Genomic DNA, 18937 nt, shown 5'->3' with positions numbered 1-18937 from the left:
GACAGCTTCCTCTTACAGCTTTATGCCCAGATGGCGGAATTGGTAGACGCGCAGGCTTCAGGTGCCTGTGTCCGCAAGGACGTGGAAGTTCGAGTCTTCTTCTGGGCACCAAGGCTTTCTCCCCTGACATGCAGGGCAGAATTGTCCCCTCTCAGAAAATCCGGTGAATCTATGAGCACTCCGCGTAACGCCATTCATCTATATGAGGGCGACCTCCCGGACAATCTTGAGCTGGGCTCTTCCATCGCCATTGATACCGAGACCATGGGGCTCAACCCCCACCGGGACCGCCTCTGCCTCGTGCAGATTTCCGCCGGGGATGGTCAGGCGCATCTCGTACAGTTCGTGCCGGAACATCTGGGCGGGCGTGGCTACGGGCACTGCCCCAACCTCAAGGCGCTCCTTCAGGACAGTTCTGTCACCAAGCTGATGCATTTTGCCCGGTTCGACGTGGCCGTTCTCCAGCATTATCTCGGCATCACGCTGAATTCCGTCATCTGCACGAAGATTGCCGCCCGTCTTGTCTATACCTTCACGGACAGGCATGGCCTTGCCTATCTCAGCCGGGAGCTGCTGGGCGTCGAGATGTCCAAACAGCAGCAGAGCTCCGACTGGGGCAGCCCGACCCTGACAGAAGAGCAGCGCCAGTATGCAGCCTCCGATGTGCTGCATCTCCATGCCCTTTGGGAAAAGCTGGAAGCCATGCTCATCCGGGAAGGGCGGCGTGATCTTGCGCAGAGCTGCTATGATTTCCTCCCTGCCCGTGCAAAGCTGGATCTTCTGGGCTATGATGTGTCGGACATTTTCGCCCATCGTGCCTGACATAGCTGCTCCATGACCTCATCTTCCCTCTCGACCGCCTGCCGTGCCCTCCAGACAGAACGTCAGGGGCTTGAGCAGCTCGAGGCGTGCCTGCGTGGCCCCATGCAGGAAGGGTTTGAAGCCGCTCTCACTGCCATACTGTCCATGAAAGGCCGCCTCATCCTGACAGGGATGGGGAAATCCGGCCATATCGGTCGCAAGATCAACGCCACCCTGGCCTCCACGGGAACACCATCACTGTTCCTTCATCCTGCCGAAGCCGCCCACGGGGATCTCGGCATGGTAGAGGCCGATGATGTCATCCTCTATCTCTCCAATTCCGGCGAGACCAACGAGCTGGCGCCAGTCCTGCTTCATGCAGCCCGCCTGAATCTCACGCAGATCGCCTTTACGACACGGGCCTCATCGACACTGGCCCAGTCGGTGCAGATTCCCCTCATCCTCCCTGCCGCGCCGGAAGCCTGCCCGATGGGACTGGCCCCGACGACCTCCTGCCTGCTCCAGCTGGCCCTGGGGGATGCGCTGGCCATCGCCCTGCTGGAACGCCGTGGCTTCAATGCGCATGATTTCGGTCTCCTGCATCCGGCAGGGACGCTGGGTGCCCAGCTCCGCCCCGTCAGCAATTTCATGCATACAGGGCAGGACATGCCACTGGGCCATGAAAACATGTCCCTCCGTGCCGTGATTCTGGAAATCACCCACAAGAGTTTCGGCTGCATCGGCATTCTGGATGACGAAGGCCGCCTTGCCGGGCTCATCAGCGATGGTGACCTCCGCCCCGCTTTGGACCGTGATCTCGACAACACCACGGCCGTGGAGATCATGAACCGCACGCCCCTGACAGGCACGGCAGACATGCGGGCTCAGGACATACGGCACCTCATGAATGACCGCCCTGTCCCCGTGAACAGTCTTTTCATTCTGGATGAAGAGCGTCGCCCTGTCGGGATTCTTCATCTGCATGATCTCCTGCGGGCAGGTCTCTCATGAACGCACCGCAGCCCAACCGGGAAGATTTTGACCCGGACCGTCTGGAAAAGACCCGCCAGCTGGATGCCATGCGACAGGAAAGCATGGCCAGACGGCGCACGCCCCCTTCAGCCGAAGCCATGGCCAGACGGAGCCTGCTGCTGAAGCGGGCCAAATGGGGTCTCCCCGGTCTTGCGATGTTCCTGCTGTTCTCGGTCGCCATATGGCCGGAAATCAATCATCTGATCCACCAGAACAGCGCCATTCTGGCCAGCATGCGTCATGCCCATACGGATAGCGGCATGATGGAACATGCCGCCTACCACGATCTTGATTCGCAGGACCGCCCCTATACCATCACATCCCGCATTGCCCGCCAGAGCGAGCCGGACCGCATCGACATGACCGAGCCTGAGGCAGACATCCTGCTGCACAATCATCAGTGGGTCCATGCCCGGGCGGATAGCGGCATGTATCTCCAGCACGAACAGACGCTGACACTGAACGGCCATGTCGTGATCTACCGCAGTGACGGCGTCCTGCTGAACAGCCCTTCAGCCGATATTGACCTGCCCCAGCAGGTCATCGCCACGCATGACTGGGTCCATGCCGAAGGGCCCTTCGGCACGCAGGATGCAGAAGGCGCCTTCATGGACCAGCAGACAGGGACTCTCCAGTTTCTCGGTGCCGGACGTACGGATCATTTTGAGGATTTATCACCCGCCCCCTCTTCTCCCGCAACGCCGAAAAGCCCATAAAGGAAGCATGATGCGTCTCCCTGTTTTTTCCCGCCCTCATGCTTTTCTTGCCGCTGCCGGTTTTCTTCTGGCCGAGGCCCTGGCCCCCTCTCCCACTGCTCTGGCAGCCGACCCGACACCCGGGGATCAGGCCCATGGGCAGGTCGTCCATCTTTTCTGGAAGAAAGAAGAGATCTACGACCATAACCGCCAGACCGTTACCCTGACGGGGGGTGCCCGTGCCCAGCGGGGCGACATGACTGTCGATGCCGATACACTCATCGGTTATCTGCGCCCGAAAAAGCAGGCCGCAGGCACATCCAGTACTGATGAGAGCCAGAAAAATGGTGGCAGCAGCGACATGGAACTGTACCGTGTTGAGGCCTTTGGCCATGTCCATATCTACAATCTGGAAAATCAGGGCTGGGGCGATCACGGGCTGTACGATGTTGACAGGGCCGTCCTGCTGATGACGGGCAAAGCCATGAAATTCACTACGCCCCGTCAGCTCATGACAGCTCGGGACCTTGTGGAATATCACCCCCAGACCCATACCTCCATTGGCTGGGGAGAAGCGACCGTCAATACCAGTGACGGCAAACGCATCACAGCTGATGTCATGCAGGCTGTGGAACTTTCCGATGCCCAGAAAGCCGCCAACAGGGCCAGCCAGGCTGCTGGTGGGGAAAAAGCGAAGAGTGGCAATCTGGACCGGGCCTATGGCTGGGGCCATGTGGTCATCCGTACGGACCGGCAGACCGCCACCGGGGACCGTGGCGTCTATCTGGCCGGACCGGAGCTGGCCCGGCTGATCGGCCATGTCCGTGTCACGCAGGGGCAGAACCAGAACAATGGTTCGCAGGCCATCGTGAACATGAAGACCGGCGTCTCCCATATGCTCTCCGGCTCCAGCGATCCCGTACAGGGGCTGATCGTCCCCAATGAGGCAGGCAAATGACCATGCAGGAAAATCAGGGGAAACCAGGCCTGGCTGCCCGGGGTATCGGCAAAAGCTACAAAAAGCGCACCGTCGTCCATGATGTCTCTCTCCACGTGCAGCGTGGCGAGGCTGTCGGGCTGCTTGGCCCGAATGGTGCAGGAAAAACGACCAGCTTTTACATGATTGTCGGGCTGGTGCAGACAGACATGGGCAGCATCACGCTTGATGGTGCCGACATCACCCCCCTGCCCATGTACCGGCGGGCCAGGCTGGGAGTCGGTTATCTGCCGCAGGAAGCCAGCATTTTCCGAGGGCTCAATGTCGAGCAGAACATCCTTGTTGCTCTGGAAGCCGTCGAGAAAGACCGGGACAGGCGGCAGGCCATGCTGGATGGCCTGCTGGCTGAATTCGGCATCACCCGTCTGCGGCATTCACCCGCCCTGGCCCTTTCAGGCGGTGAACGTCGCCGTCTCGAGATCGCCCGTGCCCTGGCAAGCCAGCCGAACTACATCCTTCTGGATGAGCCACTGGCCGGGATCGACCCCATTGCCGTCAGTGAAATCCGTGCCCTCGTCTCCCATCTGAAGGACCGTGGCATCGGCGTTCTCATCACGGACCATAACGTGCGTGAGACGCTGGAGGTCATCGACCGGGCTTACATACTTCATGGCGGCCGTGTCCTGATGGAAGGAACGCCGGAAGCCATCGTCGCCAACGAGGACGTGCGCCGGGTCTATCTGGGAGAAAATTTCTCCCTGTAAGGGGAGAAAATTCTTTCACACCCCTGCCATAATGAGCTGCCAGTATCTGTCAGGAAAAGTGGATGTGCCCATGTCCACTCCGGATACTGGGGAGGCCATGAAGAAAATCCTGTTCAAAGGTTCACAATCCTGCTCTTTCGTCACGTACTGCATGATCTCGGACCGTACCTCCCACCAGCTGAGCCTCTACTGGGGCATCGGACACAGTGACCTCCTCGACCTCGCCTGCATGGTCGTCATAGTCCTTCCCCTATGGCTGCTGTTTGACTGGATTCAGACACGTTGCGGCTTACAGAACAAACGATGAGCCAGTCTTCCGTCCGTCAGAAAAGGACAGCCCCACGGCTGGCCCTTCATTGCAGGAAGGTCGGCACCATGTCCTGCTCCAGAATGGCATCCACGGCACTGTCCTCGTCCTCGACAATGCCGACCGGAGTACCGTCTGCTGCATGAATGGCCACCAGCGTGGCTCCTTCATGCGTAATGGTCCGGAAATAGGCAACTTCCTTCATGCCCCAGTCCCGCAGCTCCGCACCCGTCATGGTACGGGCCCGGACCTGCATGTCCCCTGCCAACCCAGCGTCGGCAGAGGCTCCCCTCTCATCATTCCCGGCCAAAAGGCTCCTCCTCTGCGACAGGAGGAAGATCACGGGCCAGCTCCACATCACGGGCTGGTGGTGCCGGGGCCCGTACGGCTCCCCCGGAACTGCCCTGCTGGATGGCAATATGCTTCACCCGCACCTCCGGCTCCGGGCGATGAAGGTCGATGTGCAGCAGGCCATTATCCAGCCAGGCTCCAGCAATCTCGATTCCCTCTGCCAGAACAAAGGCCTTGTGAAACTGCCGTGCTGCAATCCCACGGTGCAGGAAAACGCGCCCCTGCGTGTCATCCGCCTGCCGCCCACGAATCACGAGCTGGTTGTCTTCCTGGGTGATCTGGAGATCATCCATGACAAAACCTGCAACAGCCAGCGTGATGCGGAGTGCCGTGCGGCTCAGCTGTTCGATATTGTAGGGCGGGTACCCATCCGATGCTGTTTTTGATGCCCGTTCAAGCATTTGTTCCAGATGATCAAACCCCAGAAACATGGGGGAAGTGAAAAGACGTCCAGACGACATGGCTCTAAAATGCCTCCTCAGGGAGCGAGACGTGAATGATGACGAACGACCCTACACAAGGCATCGCCCGTCCCCGCTGATATGAGGATGGAAAGACCATGATGCAAGGCCCGCCATGCCCCGGCCTGCCGCATCAAAGAACAGGCTGGCATTACACACAGCCAGCCGCTAACATGTCTGCCATGAAAAATTTAGAGTTTCTCGACCGGCTTGATGACATCGCCCCGACATCAATCCTTGTTGCCCCCCAGCCCGTGCTGAGCCAGGTGGCCCATGAGGTCCGCCCGGAAGACATGACGGCCCTCCGTGAGGCCCTGCCGGGCATGTTCTCCGCCATGTACAAGGCCCCCGGCATCGGTCTGGCCGCCCCGCAGGTGGGGCTCAGCCAGCGTTTCGTGCTGGTTGATGTCGCCCGGGAGGATGAACCCCGCCGACCGATGGTCCTCATCAATCCCGAGATCATCGAGTCCACCGAGACCCTGGCCGTGCGGGAGGAAGGCTGCCTCTCCCTCCCCAACCAGTATGCCGAGGTCATCCGGCCGGAATCCATCCGTGTCCGCTATCGTGACCTGGACGGCCAGACCATCGAGCAGGATGCGGACGGCCTGCTGGCCACCTGTATCCAGCACGAAATCGACCATCTTGATGGCATCCTGTTCGTCGATCATCTGTCCTCCCTGAAGCGCAACATGATCATGCGCCGTCTGGCCAAGGAACAGAAGCGGAGACGATAACCCATGCGCCTCGTTTTCATGGGATCGCCGGATTTTTCCGTCCCGGCCCTGCACGGCCTGATCGAGGCCGGGCATGAGATTGTCGCCGTCTATACGCAGCCCCCCCGTCCCGCAGGCCGGGGCAAGGCCCTGCGGCGTCAGCCCGTTCATGAGGCGGCCGATGAGCTCGGCATTCCCGTGCGGACCCCGGAAAAACTGCGCCACAATGATGAGGAGCTGGCCTTCTTCCAGAGCCTGAAGGCCGATGCCGCCATCGTGGCTGCCTACGGCCTCATCCTGCCGGAAGCCATCCTGAAAGCTCCCCGGCTGGGCTGCCTGAACATCCATGCCAGCCTGCTCCCCCGCTGGCGGGGGGCCTCGCCCATCCAGTCCGCCATCCGGGCTGGAGATGCCGAAAGCGGCGTCTGCATCATGCAGATGGACAAGGGGCTGGATACCGGAGCCGTCCTTCTCTCCGAGGCCACCCCCATCACACCCGAGGACACGGCAGGCAGCCTGCATGACCGGCTGGCTGGGATCGGTGCCCGGCTGGTCGTCCGCACGCTGGAGGAACAGCCAACTGCCGTTCCACAGGATGATTCCCGGAGCTGCTACGCTCCAAGACTGGAACGCAAGGACGGGCAGATCGACTGGGGCCGTTCTGCCGTGGAAATTGAACGTCAGGTACGGGCCTTCATTCCGTGGCCCGGCAGCTACACGCTGCTGGAGGGGCAGACCTACCGCATCGGAGCCGTCAGCCTGCCTGACGAGGCCGAAACTGCCGCCCTCATGGCCTCGGCTCCCGCTCCAGGCACGGTTCTGGATGACAGGCTGACCATTGCCTGCGGGACAGGCTGCCTGCGGATCGAACGCATCCAGAAACCGGGCCGGGCCATGATGGACCGGGAGGCCTTCCTCCGTGGCACGAAACTGGACAGAGGGATGCGCCTTGACTGACGCCGCCCCGCCCGGCATCAGCCGCTGGGCCATCCGCATCGAATTTGACGGGCGGCCCTATGTCGGCTGGCAACGCCAGAAAAGTGGCCTTTCCGTCCAGCAGCTCATCGAGGAAGCCGCCGAGCATCTCACGCAGGGCCGCAAGGTCAGCAGCGTGACGGCGGGCCGGACCGATTCAGGCGTCCATGCCGCCGGACTCGTGGCCCATCTGGACTTCCCCGATGATGCCCCCCTCAGCCGCAAGGCCGTGCGGGACGCCATCGGCTACCATCTGAAGCCCCATCCCATTTCCATTCTGGAAGCCGCCCCGGCCCCCGAGGGCTGGAACGCCCGCTTCTCCGCCACATGGCGGCGTTACCGCTATACCATCCTCAACCGTCCGGCCCGTCCGGCCATGCAGGAAGGGTTCGTCTGGCACATCCGTGCCCCGCTGGATGTCGAGGCCATGCAGGAAGGCGCCAACCATCTGCTGGGCGGGCATGACTTCACCTCCTTCCGGGCGGCGGCCTGCCAGGCCCGGGACGCCCTGCGGACGCTGGATGAACTCACCATCACCCGCTCCGGCGACCATGTCCATGTGGACGTGCAGGCCCGGTCCTTCCTGCACCATCAGGTCCGCAACATGGTCGGAACGCTGGCTCTGGTCGGCCATCACCAGTGGCACCCGGACCGTGTGAAAGAAGTACTGGAAGCCCGGGACCGCTGCAAGGCTGGCCCCACCGCTCCCCCCGATGGCCTATGCCTGATGGATGTCGGCTACCCGGATGATCCTTTCCGGCCATAAACTCTGCTGGTTTTCATATGATCCGTACCGACTTCGGGTTCATGCTTCTGTCCCTCCAGAATGCACCCCCAGCAAGACGGTTCACGACATCGGGTGGCAATATGAGAGGATGCTTCTGAGGTTCCACCTTCTGGGCAATTTCATGCAGCCCCGGCGTTTCCAGAGCCTTGTCGTATGCCGTAGGAGGCGTGTAACGGACATTGTTCATGTCGTAAGTGGCAGCAGGAACGTTCAGTTCCTTTTCCAGAAGACGCATGACGGACAGGGGCTGTGTCACCAGGCTGTCATAATCAACCAGTACCAGTTTGGACGAAAACTGTCCGAAAAACGCCTCCTGCAAGGCCTGATACGCAAAACCGAAAGCCCCCGCAGGAGACAGCAGATAATTCACCCGCTGATGAAGCGTGGCCCGATGTTCCACGGGCACGAGATAGGATGAAAGCATCGGGTCCCTGCCAATGATGCGCTCAAAGGAGTTGATCACCCAGACAGGATCACGCACACAGCAGATCACTTTTGCATCAGGGTAGAGATAGTCCAGAAGCTGAAGCTTGCTGCACCAGGCCCGGTTATTGTCAATGACCAGATTCGGCCTTGATGGCATGTCGTGATATGTATCCATTGTCTTCTTAAGAAGATTCATGACCTTTTCATCGCTGAATTCAGTTTTATATTCACCTTCTGAAATAACGGAAAGCATCTTTGTCATGAGAGAACAGACAGGTGTTGAATATTCTGCACAGTAAATGTCAGGATGCTGCCCTAAAAGAACACTAAGAAGGGTACTTCCTGAGCGGGGAAGACCGGATATAAAGTAAACATGACGAGACATTACGTACTTCCCGGCCCTGTTTTTTTGTTTCAGTCTGTATTGCATGAGTATGTGTCATAATTACCACTGTCAACTTAAAAAATGTATAAAAATTTATTTATTGTGCCGCAGACCCTCTCCCGGGCTGGATAAGACCCTTTCCCTGACGACAGAGCGGTAAAAACATCCTAAACTTTCCCCTCCAGACATGAGGCCACGGACGCTGCCGAACGCCACTCACGGGCAGTGCTGTCTCCTGAAGGGAGGGACGTTTTTTGACTGACACGCTGAATGACGGTGCCATCACCATTCTGGGTGATCTGCTGCTGGACCAGTACATCACCGGGGATGTCACCCGCATCTCGCCGGAAGCCCCCGTCCCTGTCCTGCTGAGCAGCCACCAGCGGTCCACGCCCGGCGGAGCCGCCAACGTGGCCGTGAACGTGGCCGCCCTCGGTCATCCGGTCCATCTGGTCGGCGTGGTAGGTACGGATCAGGCGGCCAGAACGCTCCGTCAGGCCCTTTCGGTCTGGCAGGAGATCAGGCTGGACAGTCTGGTCGATGATGCCAGCTGGACAACCATCACGAAGACCCGTGTCCTCAGCGGGCGGCAGCAGATCGTCCGGCTGGATAATGAAAAGCTCGTCCCTTTCTCCAGGGCCACCGAGGAAGCCCTCATCGCCTCCACCCTGAAGGCACTGGAAACATCCCGGATTCTCATCTGCTCCGACTATGCCAAAGGTGTCCTCTCCGACCGTGTCCTGCACGCCGTCATGGAGGCCGCCCGCAGCCGGAACATTCCCGTTCTGGTGGACCCCAAGCGGGCCGATCTCTCCGCCTATCGGGGGGCCAGCCTGCTGACACCCAACCGGCAGGAACTCGGCAAGGCCCTTGCCGCCTCCGGCATCGCCCACCCGGCAGGCCGCCCGTGGACACTGACGGATGATGAGGAGGTGGAACAGGCCTGCGCCGCCATCGCCCCGCTGACGGGCGGCGACATTCTCCTCACACGCTCCGAAAAAGGCATGACGCTCTGGCAGCAGAAGGCCGCCCCGCTGCACTGCCGTGCCCATCCTTCAGAAGTCTATGACGTCTCCGGGGCCGGGGACACCGTCATCGCCACGATCGCCTGTGCCCTGGCCAGTGGCCGCTCCCTGGCCAGCGCCGTGACCATGGCCACCACGGCCGCCGCCATTGCCGTCAGCAAGCTGGGCACGGCCTTTGTCACCCGGGACGAACTGCACCAGAAGCTGCTGGAAGAAATCGCCGACAGCGGAGCCTGCCTTCCCCTGCCCGACGCCTGCGCCATCGTGGAGAACTGGAAACGGCACGGAGCCTCCGTCGTCCTGACGAATGGCTGTTTCGACCTGCTCCATCCCGGCCATGTCTCGCTCATCCAGTTTGCCGCCAGCCAGGGTGACAAGCTGATCGTCGCCCTCAACACCGACGCCTCCATCAGGCGGCTGAAAGGCCCCCGCCGCCCGCTCCAGACCGAACAGGCCCGGGCCACGGTCATCCGTGCCCTGCGGCATGTCGATCTGGTCGTCCTCTTTGATGAGGACACGCCACTGGACATCATCTCCGCCCTGAAGCCCCACGTCCTCGTGAAAGGGGCCGATTACCGGGAAGATGAGGTCATCGGGGGTGATGTCGTCAGGGAGCATGGCGGGCGTGTCTGTCTGGCCCCGCTGCTGGACGGACATTCCACAAGCCGCATCGTGCAGACGATGGATGACAGCCACCCGGCAAAGGACACCCAACAATGACATACAGACAGACATGGCAGGACTGGCTGCTCCACAAGGCTCTGCCCCTCTGGTCCCAGGCCGGTTTCGACAGGGATGCAGGCCTCTATCACGAACGGCTGACCTTTGAGGCCACCCCCATCACCCTGCCCCATCGCCGCCTGATGGTGCAGGCCCGGCAGATCGCCACCTACTGTCAGGCCGCCCTGAACGGCCATTACGACGCCGGGGAGCAGGCCCTGACGGTGCTGGACCATGTCACGCAGCGATATCACCGGGCTGATAGCAGCGCAGGCTGGGTCTTCGCCCTTGGGCCTGATCTGGCCCCTTCCGACACGAAACGGGACCTGTACGGCCACGCCTTCATCCTCTTTGCCCATGGATGGGCCTACCGTCTGGGCAAAGACCCCGCCCTGCTGCACAGGGCTGAGGCCAGCCTGGCCGAAATCGACCAGCTCTTCCCCTCCACACATGGCGGATACCGGGATGTCCTGCCTGCCACGTCGGACCGGCACTCCCAGAACCCCCACATGCATCTGCTGGAAGCCTGTCTGACACTTTTCGAGGTCTCGGGTCGGGAGGTGTTCCTCCATCATGCCGATGCCATCCTGAAACTGGCCCTGCACTCCTTCATCCCGGCCGGAATGGATGCCCTGCTGGAATTCTTCACGCCGGAATGGAAGCCGGAACGGCCTGCGGGCCAGAACCGTGTCGAACCCGGCCATCAGGCGGAATGGTGCTGGCTGCTGGGAGAGTATCTCCGTCTTGCCCCCGATGGCAGGCACGCCGCTGCTGCCCGTCAGGCGCAGCAGCGCCTCCATGACCGCCTTCAGAAGACCGCTCCCGGCCCTCTCCTGCCGGATGCCCTGCTGGATGATGGCTCGATGCTGGAAGCCTCCACACGCATCTGGCCCCAGACCGAAATGATGCGCCTTCTGGCCCAGCATGGTCCGGCGGATCTCCAGTCCCGGCAGGAACGGCTCGCCACCATGAGCCAGCTCTTCTTCACCCATTATGCCCCGGCCCCGCTCAATGGCGGGTGGATCGACCGGCTGGATGAGCAGGGCAAGACTGCCACGGACCACATGCCCGCCAGCAGCCTCTATCACATCTACAGTGCCGGACAGGCCATCCTCGGCACCACTCCATAAGTCCGCTCCACCGGGGACGGACCATCACACGGAAAAACGTCCATCCCCGGCAAGGTCCCGGCGGCTGCGCTCCAGCTCCACGGCGTAGCAGCGCAGCGTGTGCCGTTCGCTCAGCTGCCCGACAAGCTGGCGGGACTGACGGTCTTCCACCACGGCCAGCACGTCAGCTTCCGCCTCTGCAAACAGGTCGGCTGCCTCACGGATGGTCATGTGCGGCTCAAGCATGATGTCCCGATAACAGGCCAGACTGGAGACAGGCTCCTCGCCTGCGCAGGCCGCCGTGATCTCGGACACCAGGACAATTCCCTGATACCGGCCCTCCTCATCCACCAGCACGAGCCGCTCCTCAATCCCCAGTGTCAGCTGCGCCTGTGCCTGCCGGATGGTCATGGCCGCCGGAAAGCTGCGGACCTGTACCCGCATCAGCTTCTGCACGGTCAGGGTACGGAAGCGGCCCACATCCACGGCGGACCGGATGGTCTCTCCCCTCAGGTGAAAACGCCATGTCGCGAAATTGTATCCGAAGAGCCTCCGGACCGTCAGCAGGGACAGGGTGGCCGACAGCACCACGGCACTGCTGAGCGGCATGATCCCCGTCATTTCCAGCACCATGCAGATCATCGTCATGGGGCCTCCAATGATGGCCGTGGCCATGGCCGCCATGCCCAACACGGAACAGACATGACCATCAGCCGGGGCCAGACCATAAGGAGCCAGCAGAGCCCCGAATGCCTCACCGGCCAGAACACCCAGAAACAGCGAGGCAAAAAACAGGCCACCCCGGAAACCCGACCCGATGGACAGGCACGACGCCACCGCCTTGAGGACCAGCAGCAGAAGAGCCAGGGACGGCACGATCTCCCCCTTCAGCACCAGCCCAACCCCACCATGCCCGGCCGACAGGACCGAGGGGAAAGGTGCCGCCAGACAGGCCACAAGCAGACCACCAGCGACAGGCCGCAGCCAGACCGGTACAGGCAGCTTCTGGAACACCGCCTGGGTCTGCGTCACGCAGTACATGATGAGAATGGCCACGAGAGCACACAGAAGGGCCAGCAGGCTGACCCCGGGCACATCAGCCCAGCCCATCTGCCAGCTGGTCACCAGCGGTGGCAGGCCGCCATCCATCCGCATGAGATGCCGGACACCCAGCCCGGCCATGGCCGCCAGCGCAATGGGGAACAGATTGGCAAGACTGTACGTTCCCAGCACCAGCTCGAACGCATAGAAGGCTCCGGCAATCGGAGCATCAAACCCGGCACTGACAGCCCCGGCCGCCCCGGCTCCCACCAGAATCCGCATGTCCTCCCGCCGGACATGGAAGACCCGCCCCAGCCACGAACCGAAAGCAGCGGATATCTGCACATAGCCAGCCTCCAGCCCGATGGAGGCCCCCACGCCGTTGGACAGGACCGTCTGCACGGCAAGACTGATACTGTCCCGGACGGACATGCGCCCGCCATGCAGGGCATTGGCCTCCACCGGGTCCACCGGGCGCCGCTCCATCCAGCGACGCAGCAGGGCACTCAGCCCGCCAACCGCCAGACCACCACCGCCCAGCACCAGCAGACAACGCCATAGTGGCAGTGCAGGCAGTTCCGACAGTCTGCCACCGTTATGCAGGCCATAGAACACGACATGCAGGCCGAGGGTCACGACATTGATCAGCAGGACACAGCAGCCCGCCAGTCCCCCCGTCAGCAGGGCCAGCAGGAACAGCCCCAGCCCGTCACGCCGGACGAAGGACCGCAGCATGGCAGGAGCCAGCAGTCTCATCCGTGATGACCCGTTCCCTCTGGACATGCGGGGCTCTCTCCTCTTTCCAGTATCGGCCGTGCTACAGAGTCCCGCCCTGTATACAGAAAACCCGCCTCAGACGGGCGGGTTTCCCAGACATCCATCATTGTGAAAGAAGCTCAGACACCAAAACGCTGCATGAACTCCAGATAAACCTGTGTCAGCTGCTCCACGGAAGCCAGAGACACATGCTCGTCACGCTTGTGCATGGTGGCCCCCACAAGCCCGAACTCCGCCACGGGGCAGCAATGCGTGATGAAGCGGGCATCGGATGTTCCCCCGCCCGTGTCGAGCTTCGGCGTCCTCCCCGTCACGGCCTGCACGGCCTGGGAGAGTTTCTCCACCTCGGCACCGGGTTCCGTCAGGAAAGATTCCCCGCTGACAGCCACATCAAGATCAGCCTCCGGCGCATGGCAGGCAACGACATCCTCAATCCAGTTGCGCAGGCTGCCGCTCGTATGAAGGTCATTGAAACGGATGTTCACCCGGGCCTGTGCCGTGGCGGGAATGACGTTGGTGGCCGGATTCCCGACATCCACACTCGTGATCTGCAAGGAAGACGGAGCAAACCAGTCACTGCCGTGATCCAACGTGCGGGATGTCAGATCATGCAGGATCGGCACAAGGCGGTGAATGGGATTGTCTGCCAGATGCGGATAGGCCACATGCCCCTGCGTGCCCTTGACGGTAATCACCACATTCATGCTGCCACGGCGGCCGATCTTGATGACCTCGCCCATTTCAGCCGGATTGGTCGGCTCGCCCAGCAGGCAGAAATCCGGGGCCTCGCCCTGTTCTTTCATCCATTCCAGCACGGAACGGGTGCCATACCGGGCCGGTCCTTCCTCATCCCCCGTTATGAGGAAGGCCAGACTGCCCTTCAGCGGTCCGGCCTCCAGCCTGCGGGCTACGGCAGCCAGAGCAGCGGCGACACCGCCCTTCATGTCCGCCGTGCCACGGCCGTAGATATGCCCGTCCCGGATATCTCCGGCGAAAGGGTCGCAGCTCCAGCCCTCACCGGGAGGAACGACATCCGTATGCCCTGCGAAGCAGAGACAGGGACCGCCCTGCCCCAGCCGGGCATAGAGGTTGGGCGTCTGCCCGCCTTCGGGACCGAAGGCAAGGCGTGTGACCTCAAACCCCATCATCTCCAGCGACCGGGCCACGACGCCCAGTGCCCCGTCATCCGCCGGAGTGACGGAGCGGCACCGCAGAAGGTCCTGCAACAGGGTGACGGGATTGGAAGGAGATGATGGATGGCTCATGAGGTCACTCAGTCACGCAGCAGCTCATTGATGGATGTCTTGGAGCGTGTCCGCTCGTCAACACGCTTGACGATCACGGCACAGGCCAGGGACGGCCCGCCCGGAGTCTTCGGCGGCAGGGTTCCCGGCACGACCACGGAGTAGGCTGGAACACGCCCCATATGGATCTCACCCGTCGTACGGTCCACGATCTTGGTGGAGGCCCCAAGGAACACGCCCATGGAGAGGACTGAGCCACGCTCCACGACCACGCCCTCGGCCACCTCGGAACGGGCACCGATGAAGCAGTCATCCCCGATGATGACCGGTGCGGCCTGGAGCGGCTCCAGAACACCGCCGATCCCGGCACCACCGCTGATATGGCAGTTCTTGCCGATCTGTGCACAGGAGCCGACCGTGGCCCATGTATCGATCATCGTACCGCTCTCGACACGGGCACCCAGATTGACGAAGCTCGGCATCAGCACGACACCCGGAGCGATGTAGGCGGAACGGCGGACGACAGCCCCCGGAACGGCCCGGAACCCGGCCTTCTCGAACTCTGCCTTGCCCCAGCCGGCGAATTTCAGCGGCACCTTGTCAAAACCCGGAGCCCCACCGCAGCCATTGGCCATCGGCTCGGATTCATACAGGCGGAAGGACATGAGGACGGCCTTCTTCAGCCATTCATGCACGACACGTCCATCTTCCTGCTGCTCGGCAACGCGGAAGGTCCCGTCATCCAGCCCGGCAAGAGCGGCTTCCACGACATCACGGGCCTGACCCTGCGTCTGCGGGGACAGGCTGGCACGGTCTTCCCAAAGGGTTTCAATCTGCTTGCGAAGCTCTGCGTGATCCATAAAACGCTCCTTATTCTACAACCATAATCCAGGCAGGCTGCCCTGCCCCATCTCTCAGTCCGCCTTGATGAGCGTACCCTGCCCTGCCCTGGTGAAGAGTTCCAGCAGGCAGGTATGTGGCACCCGACCATCCAGAATGACGGCCGCCTTGGCCCCGGCCTGCACGGCCTTGAGGCAGGTCTCCACCTTGGGAATCATGCCGCCCGTGATGTGCCCCTCCCGGATGAGACGGCGGGCTTCCTCGGCTGTCAGCTCCTCGATGCGCTGGCCATTCTCATCCAGCACGCCGGGAACATCCGTCAGCATCAGCAGGCGGGAGGCCCGCACGGCACCGGCAACCGCACCAGCAGCCGTATCCGCATTGATGTTGTAAATCTCACCTTCATCCCCAGCCCCGAGCGGCGCCACGACCGGGATCAGGCCAGCCCCCAGCAGGGCATACAGCACCCGGGGGTCCACATGCTCCGGCTTGCCGACAAAGCCCAGATCGACCGCTTCCCGCCCGTTTCCTTCCGTCCGGTGATAATGGACAAGACGGCTGGCCTGGATCAGACGCCCATCACGCCCCGAAATGCCCACGGCCAGCGCTCCAGCGTGGCTGATGAGATCGGCCACCTGCTTGTTCACCGTGCCGGAGAGGACCATCTCGATCACATCGATCATCTCACGGTCCGTGACACGAAGGCCATCAATGAAGCGGGACTCAACACCAAGCCGCTTCATCATGCTGTTGATCTGCGGACCACCGCCATGCACCACGATCGGGTTGATGCCCACCAGCTTGAGCAGGGCAATGTCCCGGCCAAAGGTAGCGGCAAGGCTGTTCTCGACCATGGCGTGGCCACCATACTTCACCACGATGGTGTCGCCAGCATAACGGCGCAGATAAGGCAGCGCACCGGCAAGGACGGCAGCCTGCTGCTGGTCGCTCAGCAGGCCACCATGGGCCATCAGGGCATCCGGGAAAGCGGTAGAAGAGGTATCAGAAGAAGACATGGGCATTTCACTATACAGAAAAACTTTTCAGGGCCGTGTACCGGCGGGCTCGGCAAAGCGGGCCATTATGCCACGCAGCTCGGCAATCCCCAATGATGTCGTGCTGCTTGTTGCCACAATATGCGGGAAAGCCGCCGCATGGGTCTTTGCCAAAGCCTCCACCTCTTTCTGCCGTGTGGCCAGAGCGGAAGCCGACAGAGCATCACATTTCGTCAGTACAATCTGGAACACCACAGCGGCCCTGTCCAACAGGTCGCAGACCTCCCTGTCGGAATCCTTGAGGCCCACACGCCCGTCAATCAGCAGGATCACGCGGGCCAGATTCGGCCTGCCCCGCAGATAGGCGAACATCGTCCTCTGCCAATCTTCCTTCACCGCTTTGGAGGCCTTGGCAAAGCCGTAACCGGGCATGTCCACGAGGGAGAGCCTCCCCCCCAGATTGAAGAAATTGAGCTGCTTGGTCCGCCCCGGCTCGGACGAAGCCCGGGCCAGAGCCTTCCGGCCTGTCAGCGCATTGATGAGGCTGGACTTGCCCACATTGGAGCGGCCAGCAAACGCCACCTCCGCCCGGTCGGGCGGGGGCAGCTGCTCGATTGTCTGCGCCCCGAAGAAGAAATCACAGGGACCTGAAAAAAGTCTGCGGCCTTCCTCCAGCTCATCCTCGCTGGGCAGGACTGTCTGCATCTGCTCCATCACGAGCCCTTCTTCTTCTCACCGCCCTTGCGCGGTGCCTTGCCTTTGCGACCGATCAACGGCACGGGCAGGCTGGTCCGACGCTCGATGTAATGCTGCTGGAGGAAAGTCAGCACGTTGTTCCATGTGTAGTAGACCAGCAGGCCCGCCGGGAAGCTGGACATCACGAAGACATACACGATGGGCATGAACTGCATGATGCGGGCCTGGGCCGGGTCCATGCTGACCATGCTGTGCTTCTGGAGCAGCCAGAAGGTGATGCCCAGTGCCGCCCCCCAGATGCTGAGATGCAGGAAGGAGAAGATGTGCGTGGGATCAAACGGCAGCAGTCCGAACAGATTGAACAGATTGGTCGGGTCCGGTACGGAAAGGTCCTTGATCCAGCCAAAGAAGGGCGCATGACGCTCATCAATGCTGAGATTGAGCATCTTGTACAGGCAAAAGAAGATCGGTGCCTGGATCAGCATGGGCAGACATCCACCTGCCGGGTTGATCTTCTCTTCCTTATACATGGCCATGACCTTCTGGTTCATGGTTGCCGGATCATTCTTGTATTTTTCACGGATCTCCGTGACCTTCGGCGCAATCATGCGCATGCGGGCCGAAGACTGCGCCGCCTTGGAGGCCAGCGGGAACAGGACAATCTTGACGATCAGCGTCATGGCCATCAGCCCAAGGCCGAAATTGCCGATATGCGCATAGAGCCAGTGCAGCAGAAACAGGATCGGCTTCGTCAGGAAGCTGAACCAGCCGAAGTCGATGCTGTCATCAAAACGGGGCAGCCCCAGCTTACGACCATAATAGCGCAGCAGGCCCGGCTCCTTGGCCCCGGCAAACAGGTAACTGCCCTGCCCGAGGCGGGCCCCGTCCTGAATGACCTGCGGCTCCTGCGAAGTGAAGGTCACACGATAGGACCCGTGCTCTTCCGGCAGGTAGCTGTACCGGATGCGCACGTTGGCAGACGCATCCGCCCCAACGGCTGTCAGCCAGTACTTATCCGTGATGCCACCCCAGCCGCCTTTTCCGGCGTCTGTCCATGACACATGGTCCGGGCCGGTGCCATCAGTCCGCAGGGACTTGTACCCCTTGTCCGCCAGACGGCCATTCATGACGGCGATTGGCCCCTCATAAGCCGTGAAGGAACCGGTATCCTCCGGCAGATAGTCACGCTGGACACGCTGGAACGGATAGACCGACACGGGTTGGCCGGAATGGTTCTCCACCTCCTGCCGCACCGTCACCATGTAGTGGTGGTCCTGCTCCAGATGAATGAGAAAGCGGACCCCTGCCCCATTGTCCCAATGCAGGCTGACCGGGGATTCCGGCGTCAGGCTGGTCTGCTCCCCATCAACCTGCCAGAGGGAATGGCCATTGGGTAGACGGGTGGTGAACCCGGCAGCATTTTCCCAGCCAATGACCAGATAGGTCGGCTGGGCACCGCCTGCCCTGTCCAGCAGACGGACCAGAGGGCTGTCCTTGGCAATCGTCTCACGATAGCGGGTCAGCTCCAGATCATCCAGCCGTGCACCACGAAGGTTGAAGGAACCCTGCACATCCGATGACGTAACCTTCAGCCGATGTTCCTGGTGATCATCCGCCTCATCCATAGGGCCAGCAGGCGCCGGAGATGCCAGAGCGGGTTGCTGCACGGCAGACGCTGGTGCCGGAGCAGACCCCTGATCCTCCACCGGTTTGTGTCTGTCCGGCGGAAGGAAGATGTTGAAACCGATCAGGATCATGGCCGACAGGATGACGGCCAGAATAATACGTTTGCTACTTTCCATCGGGCTGGAGCCGCTCTTTCTTCATGCTGGAAGGGTAGATTGCCTCTTCACTGG

At 61.5% G+C, this 18937-nt stretch carries 20 protein-coding genes and 1 tRNA gene; 12 read left to right on the top strand and 9 right to left on the bottom strand.

The features are described 5' to 3' along the window. Positions 1-24: 24 nt before the first annotated feature. The 7 genes from DTI93_RS01575 (at position 25) to DTI93_RS01545 (ending at position 4536) form a co-directional block, all read left to right on the top strand. Positions 25-111: transfer RNA gene (locus DTI93_RS01575), tRNA-Leu, on the top strand. 60 nt (positions 112-171) lie between these two features. Beyond that, entirely contained in the window at positions 172-822 is a 651-nt protein-coding gene (locus tag DTI93_RS01570) for a ribonuclease D (RefSeq protein WP_043560607.1), read from the top strand. Positions 823-834: 12 nt separating this feature from the next. Further along, entirely contained in the window at positions 835-1812 is a 978-nt protein-coding gene (locus DTI93_RS01565; protein ID WP_043560609.1) for an SIS domain-containing protein, read from the top strand. Beyond that, entirely contained in the window at positions 1809-2549 is a 741-nt protein-coding gene (gene lptC / locus DTI93_RS01560) for an LPS export ABC transporter periplasmic protein LptC (RefSeq protein WP_043560612.1), read from the top strand. The genes DTI93_RS01565 and lptC overlap by 4 nt, the downstream gene beginning before the upstream one ends. A gap of 7 nt (positions 2550-2556) precedes the next feature. Next, positions 2557-3486: an LptA/OstA family protein gene (locus tag DTI93_RS01555; RefSeq protein WP_227449644.1), complete on the top strand. Its 930-nt coding sequence runs from the start codon at positions 2557-2559 to the stop codon at positions 3484-3486. Beyond that, positions 3483-4229 carry an LPS export ABC transporter ATP-binding protein gene (lptB, locus tag DTI93_RS01550; protein ID WP_043560625.1) on the top strand — a complete coding sequence of 249 codons (747 nt, stop codon included), beginning with the start codon at positions 3483-3485 and terminating at the stop codon, positions 4227-4229. The genes DTI93_RS01555 and lptB overlap by 4 nt, the downstream gene beginning before the upstream one ends. A gap of 70 nt (positions 4230-4299) precedes the next feature. Then, entirely contained in the window at positions 4300-4536 is a 237-nt protein-coding gene (locus DTI93_RS01545; RefSeq protein ID WP_249079425.1) for a hypothetical protein, read from the top strand. A 46-nt stretch (positions 4537-4582) separates the two neighbouring features. Here DTI93_RS01545 and DTI93_RS01540 read toward each other — a convergent pair whose 3' ends face one another. Beyond that, positions 4583-4846 carry a DUF1150 family protein gene (locus DTI93_RS01540; protein WP_232317212.1) on the bottom strand — a complete coding sequence of 88 codons (264 nt, stop codon included), beginning with the start codon at positions 4844-4846 and terminating at the stop codon, positions 4583-4585. Next, on the bottom strand, positions 4833-5348 hold the full coding sequence (locus tag DTI93_RS01535) for an Hsp20 family protein (RefSeq protein ID WP_043560630.1): 516 nt from the start codon (positions 5346-5348) through the stop codon (positions 4833-4835). The genes DTI93_RS01540 and DTI93_RS01535 overlap by 14 nt, the downstream gene beginning before the upstream one ends. Before the next feature lie 182 nt (positions 5349-5530). On the opposite strand from DTI93_RS01535, the gene def reads away from it, so the two are divergent. Genes def through truA form a run of 3 tightly spaced genes read left to right on the top strand, consistent with a single transcriptional unit; the run spans position 5531 to position 7802 of the window. After that, on the top strand, positions 5531-6082 hold the full coding sequence (def, locus tag DTI93_RS01530) for a peptide deformylase (protein ID WP_052349200.1): 552 nt from the start codon (positions 5531-5533) through the stop codon (positions 6080-6082). Positions 6083-6085: 3 nt separating this feature from the next. Continuing rightward, on the top strand, positions 6086-7018 hold the full coding sequence (gene fmt / locus DTI93_RS01525; protein ID WP_081563022.1) for a methionyl-tRNA formyltransferase: 933 nt from the start codon (positions 6086-6088) through the stop codon (positions 7016-7018). Beyond that, positions 7011-7802, top strand: coding sequence for a tRNA pseudouridine(38-40) synthase TruA (gene truA, locus DTI93_RS01520; protein WP_248630409.1), 792 nt, complete (start codon positions 7011-7013; stop codon positions 7800-7802). The genes fmt and truA overlap by 8 nt, the downstream gene beginning before the upstream one ends. 13 nt (positions 7803-7815) lie before the next feature. Here truA and DTI93_RS01515 read toward each other — a convergent pair whose 3' ends face one another. Next, positions 7816-8634, bottom strand: coding sequence for a sulfotransferase (locus DTI93_RS01515; protein WP_249079423.1), 819 nt, complete (start codon positions 8632-8634; stop codon positions 7816-7818). Positions 8635-8888: 254 nt separating this feature from the next. Between DTI93_RS01515 and rfaE2 the strand changes: the two genes are divergently transcribed. Together rfaE2 and DTI93_RS01505 are read left to right on the top strand one after the other, a co-directional pair. Continuing rightward, positions 8889-10379, top strand: coding sequence for a D-glycero-beta-D-manno-heptose 1-phosphate adenylyltransferase (gene rfaE2, locus DTI93_RS01510; RefSeq protein WP_249079421.1), 1491 nt, complete (start codon positions 8889-8891; stop codon positions 10377-10379). Then, positions 10376-11509 (top strand): AGE family epimerase/isomerase, encoded by a 1134-nt coding sequence (locus DTI93_RS01505; protein WP_249079419.1) that lies wholly within the window; start codon positions 10376-10378, stop codon positions 11507-11509. The genes rfaE2 and DTI93_RS01505 overlap by 4 nt, the downstream gene beginning before the upstream one ends. 24 nt (positions 11510-11533) lie before the next feature. Here the strand turns inward: DTI93_RS01505 and DTI93_RS01500 are convergent, their stop codons facing one another. The 6 genes from DTI93_RS01500 to yidC all read right to left on the bottom strand — a co-directional run bounded on the left by DTI93_RS01500 (position 11534) and on the right by yidC (position 18883). Continuing rightward, complete coding sequence (locus tag DTI93_RS01500; protein WP_249079416.1) at positions 11534-13312, bottom strand: chloride channel protein; 1779 nt, start codon at positions 13310-13312, stop codon at positions 11534-11536. Between the two features lie 113 nt (positions 13313-13425). Beyond that, complete coding sequence (gene dapE / locus DTI93_RS01495) at positions 13426-14571, bottom strand: succinyl-diaminopimelate desuccinylase (protein WP_249079414.1); 1146 nt, start codon at positions 14569-14571, stop codon at positions 13426-13428. Between the two features lie 8 nt (positions 14572-14579). Beyond that, entirely contained in the window at positions 14580-15410 is an 831-nt protein-coding gene (dapD, locus tag DTI93_RS01490) for a 2,3,4,5-tetrahydropyridine-2,6-dicarboxylate N-succinyltransferase (protein WP_081563016.1), read from the bottom strand. A gap of 54 nt (positions 15411-15464) precedes the next feature. Continuing rightward, complete coding sequence (gene argB, locus DTI93_RS01485; protein WP_043561420.1) at positions 15465-16361, bottom strand: acetylglutamate kinase; 897 nt, start codon at positions 16359-16361, stop codon at positions 15465-15467. Between the two features lie 72 nt (positions 16362-16433). After that, positions 16434-17099: a ribosome biogenesis GTP-binding protein YihA/YsxC gene (gene yihA / locus DTI93_RS01480; protein WP_408580063.1), complete on the bottom strand. Its 666-nt coding sequence runs from the start codon at positions 17097-17099 to the stop codon at positions 16434-16436. Beyond that, positions 17099-18883: a membrane protein insertase YidC gene (gene yidC / locus DTI93_RS01475; protein ID WP_249079412.1), complete on the bottom strand. Its 1785-nt coding sequence runs from the start codon at positions 18881-18883 to the stop codon at positions 17099-17101. The genes yihA and yidC overlap by 1 nt, the downstream gene beginning before the upstream one ends. Positions 18884-18937: the final 54 nt, after the last annotated feature.

This window comes from Parasaccharibacter sp. TMW 2.1884, from assembly GCF_023337695.1.
GTDB classification, from domain to species: domain Bacteria; phylum Pseudomonadota; class Alphaproteobacteria; order Acetobacterales; family Acetobacteraceae; genus Bombella; species Bombella apis.
The sequence above is the reverse complement of the archived record's forward strand: the minus strand, read 5'-3'. Positions and strand labels throughout refer to the sequence as shown.

Bases quoted from the DNA above. Each gene is read 5' to 3' on its own strand.
- lptC (WP_043560612.1), top strand. From the start codon at position 1,809: ATGAACGCACCGCAGCCCAACCGGGAAGATTTTGACCCGGACCGTCTG.
- def (WP_052349200.1), top strand. From the start codon at position 5,531: ATGAAAAATTTAGAGTTTCTCGACCGGCTTGATGACATCGCCCCGACA.
- lptB (WP_043560625.1), top strand. From the start codon at position 3,483: ATGACCATGCAGGAAAATCAGGGGAAACCAGGCCTGGCTGCCCGGGGT.
- DTI93_RS01535 (WP_043560630.1), bottom strand. From the start codon at position 5,348: ATGTCGTCTGGACGTCTTTTCACTTCCCCCATGTTTCTGGGGTTTGAT.
- DTI93_RS01505 (WP_249079419.1), top strand. From the start codon at position 10,376: ATGACATACAGACAGACATGGCAGGACTGGCTGCTCCACAAGGCTCTG.
- DTI93_RS01570 (WP_043560607.1), top strand. From the start codon at position 172: ATGAGCACTCCGCGTAACGCCATTCATCTATATGAGGGCGACCTCCCG.
- dapE (WP_249079414.1), bottom strand. From the start codon at position 14,571: ATGAGCCATCCATCATCTCCTTCCAATCCCGTCACCCTGTTGCAGGAC.
- fmt (WP_081563022.1), top strand. From the start codon at position 6,086: ATGCGCCTCGTTTTCATGGGATCGCCGGATTTTTCCGTCCCGGCCCTG.
- yihA (WP_408580063.1), bottom strand. From the start codon at position 17,099: ATGGAGCAGATGCAGACAGTCCTGCCCAGCGAGGATGAGCTGGAGGAA.
- argB (WP_043561420.1), bottom strand. From the start codon at position 16,361: ATGGCCCATGGTGGCCTGCTGAGCGACCAGCAGCAGGCTGCCGTCCTT.
- dapD (WP_081563016.1), bottom strand. From the start codon at position 15,410: ATGGATCACGCAGAGCTTCGCAAGCAGATTGAAACCCTTTGGGAAGAC.
- DTI93_RS01515 (WP_249079423.1), bottom strand. From the start codon at position 8,634: ATGTCTCGTCATGTTTACTTTATATCCGGTCTTCCCCGCTCAGGAAGT.
- DTI93_RS01565 (WP_043560609.1), top strand. From the start codon at position 835: ATGACCTCATCTTCCCTCTCGACCGCCTGCCGTGCCCTCCAGACAGAA.
- DTI93_RS01555 (WP_227449644.1), top strand. From the start codon at position 2,557: ATGATGCGTCTCCCTGTTTTTTCCCGCCCTCATGCTTTTCTTGCCGCT.
- DTI93_RS01545 (WP_249079425.1), top strand. From the start codon at position 4,300: ATGTCCACTCCGGATACTGGGGAGGCCATGAAGAAAATCCTGTTCAAA.
- yidC (WP_249079412.1), bottom strand. From the start codon at position 18,883: ATGGAAAGTAGCAAACGTATTATTCTGGCCGTCATCCTGTCGGCCATG.
- DTI93_RS01500 (WP_249079416.1), bottom strand. From the start codon at position 13,312: ATGTCCAGAGGGAACGGGTCATCACGGATGAGACTGCTGGCTCCTGCC.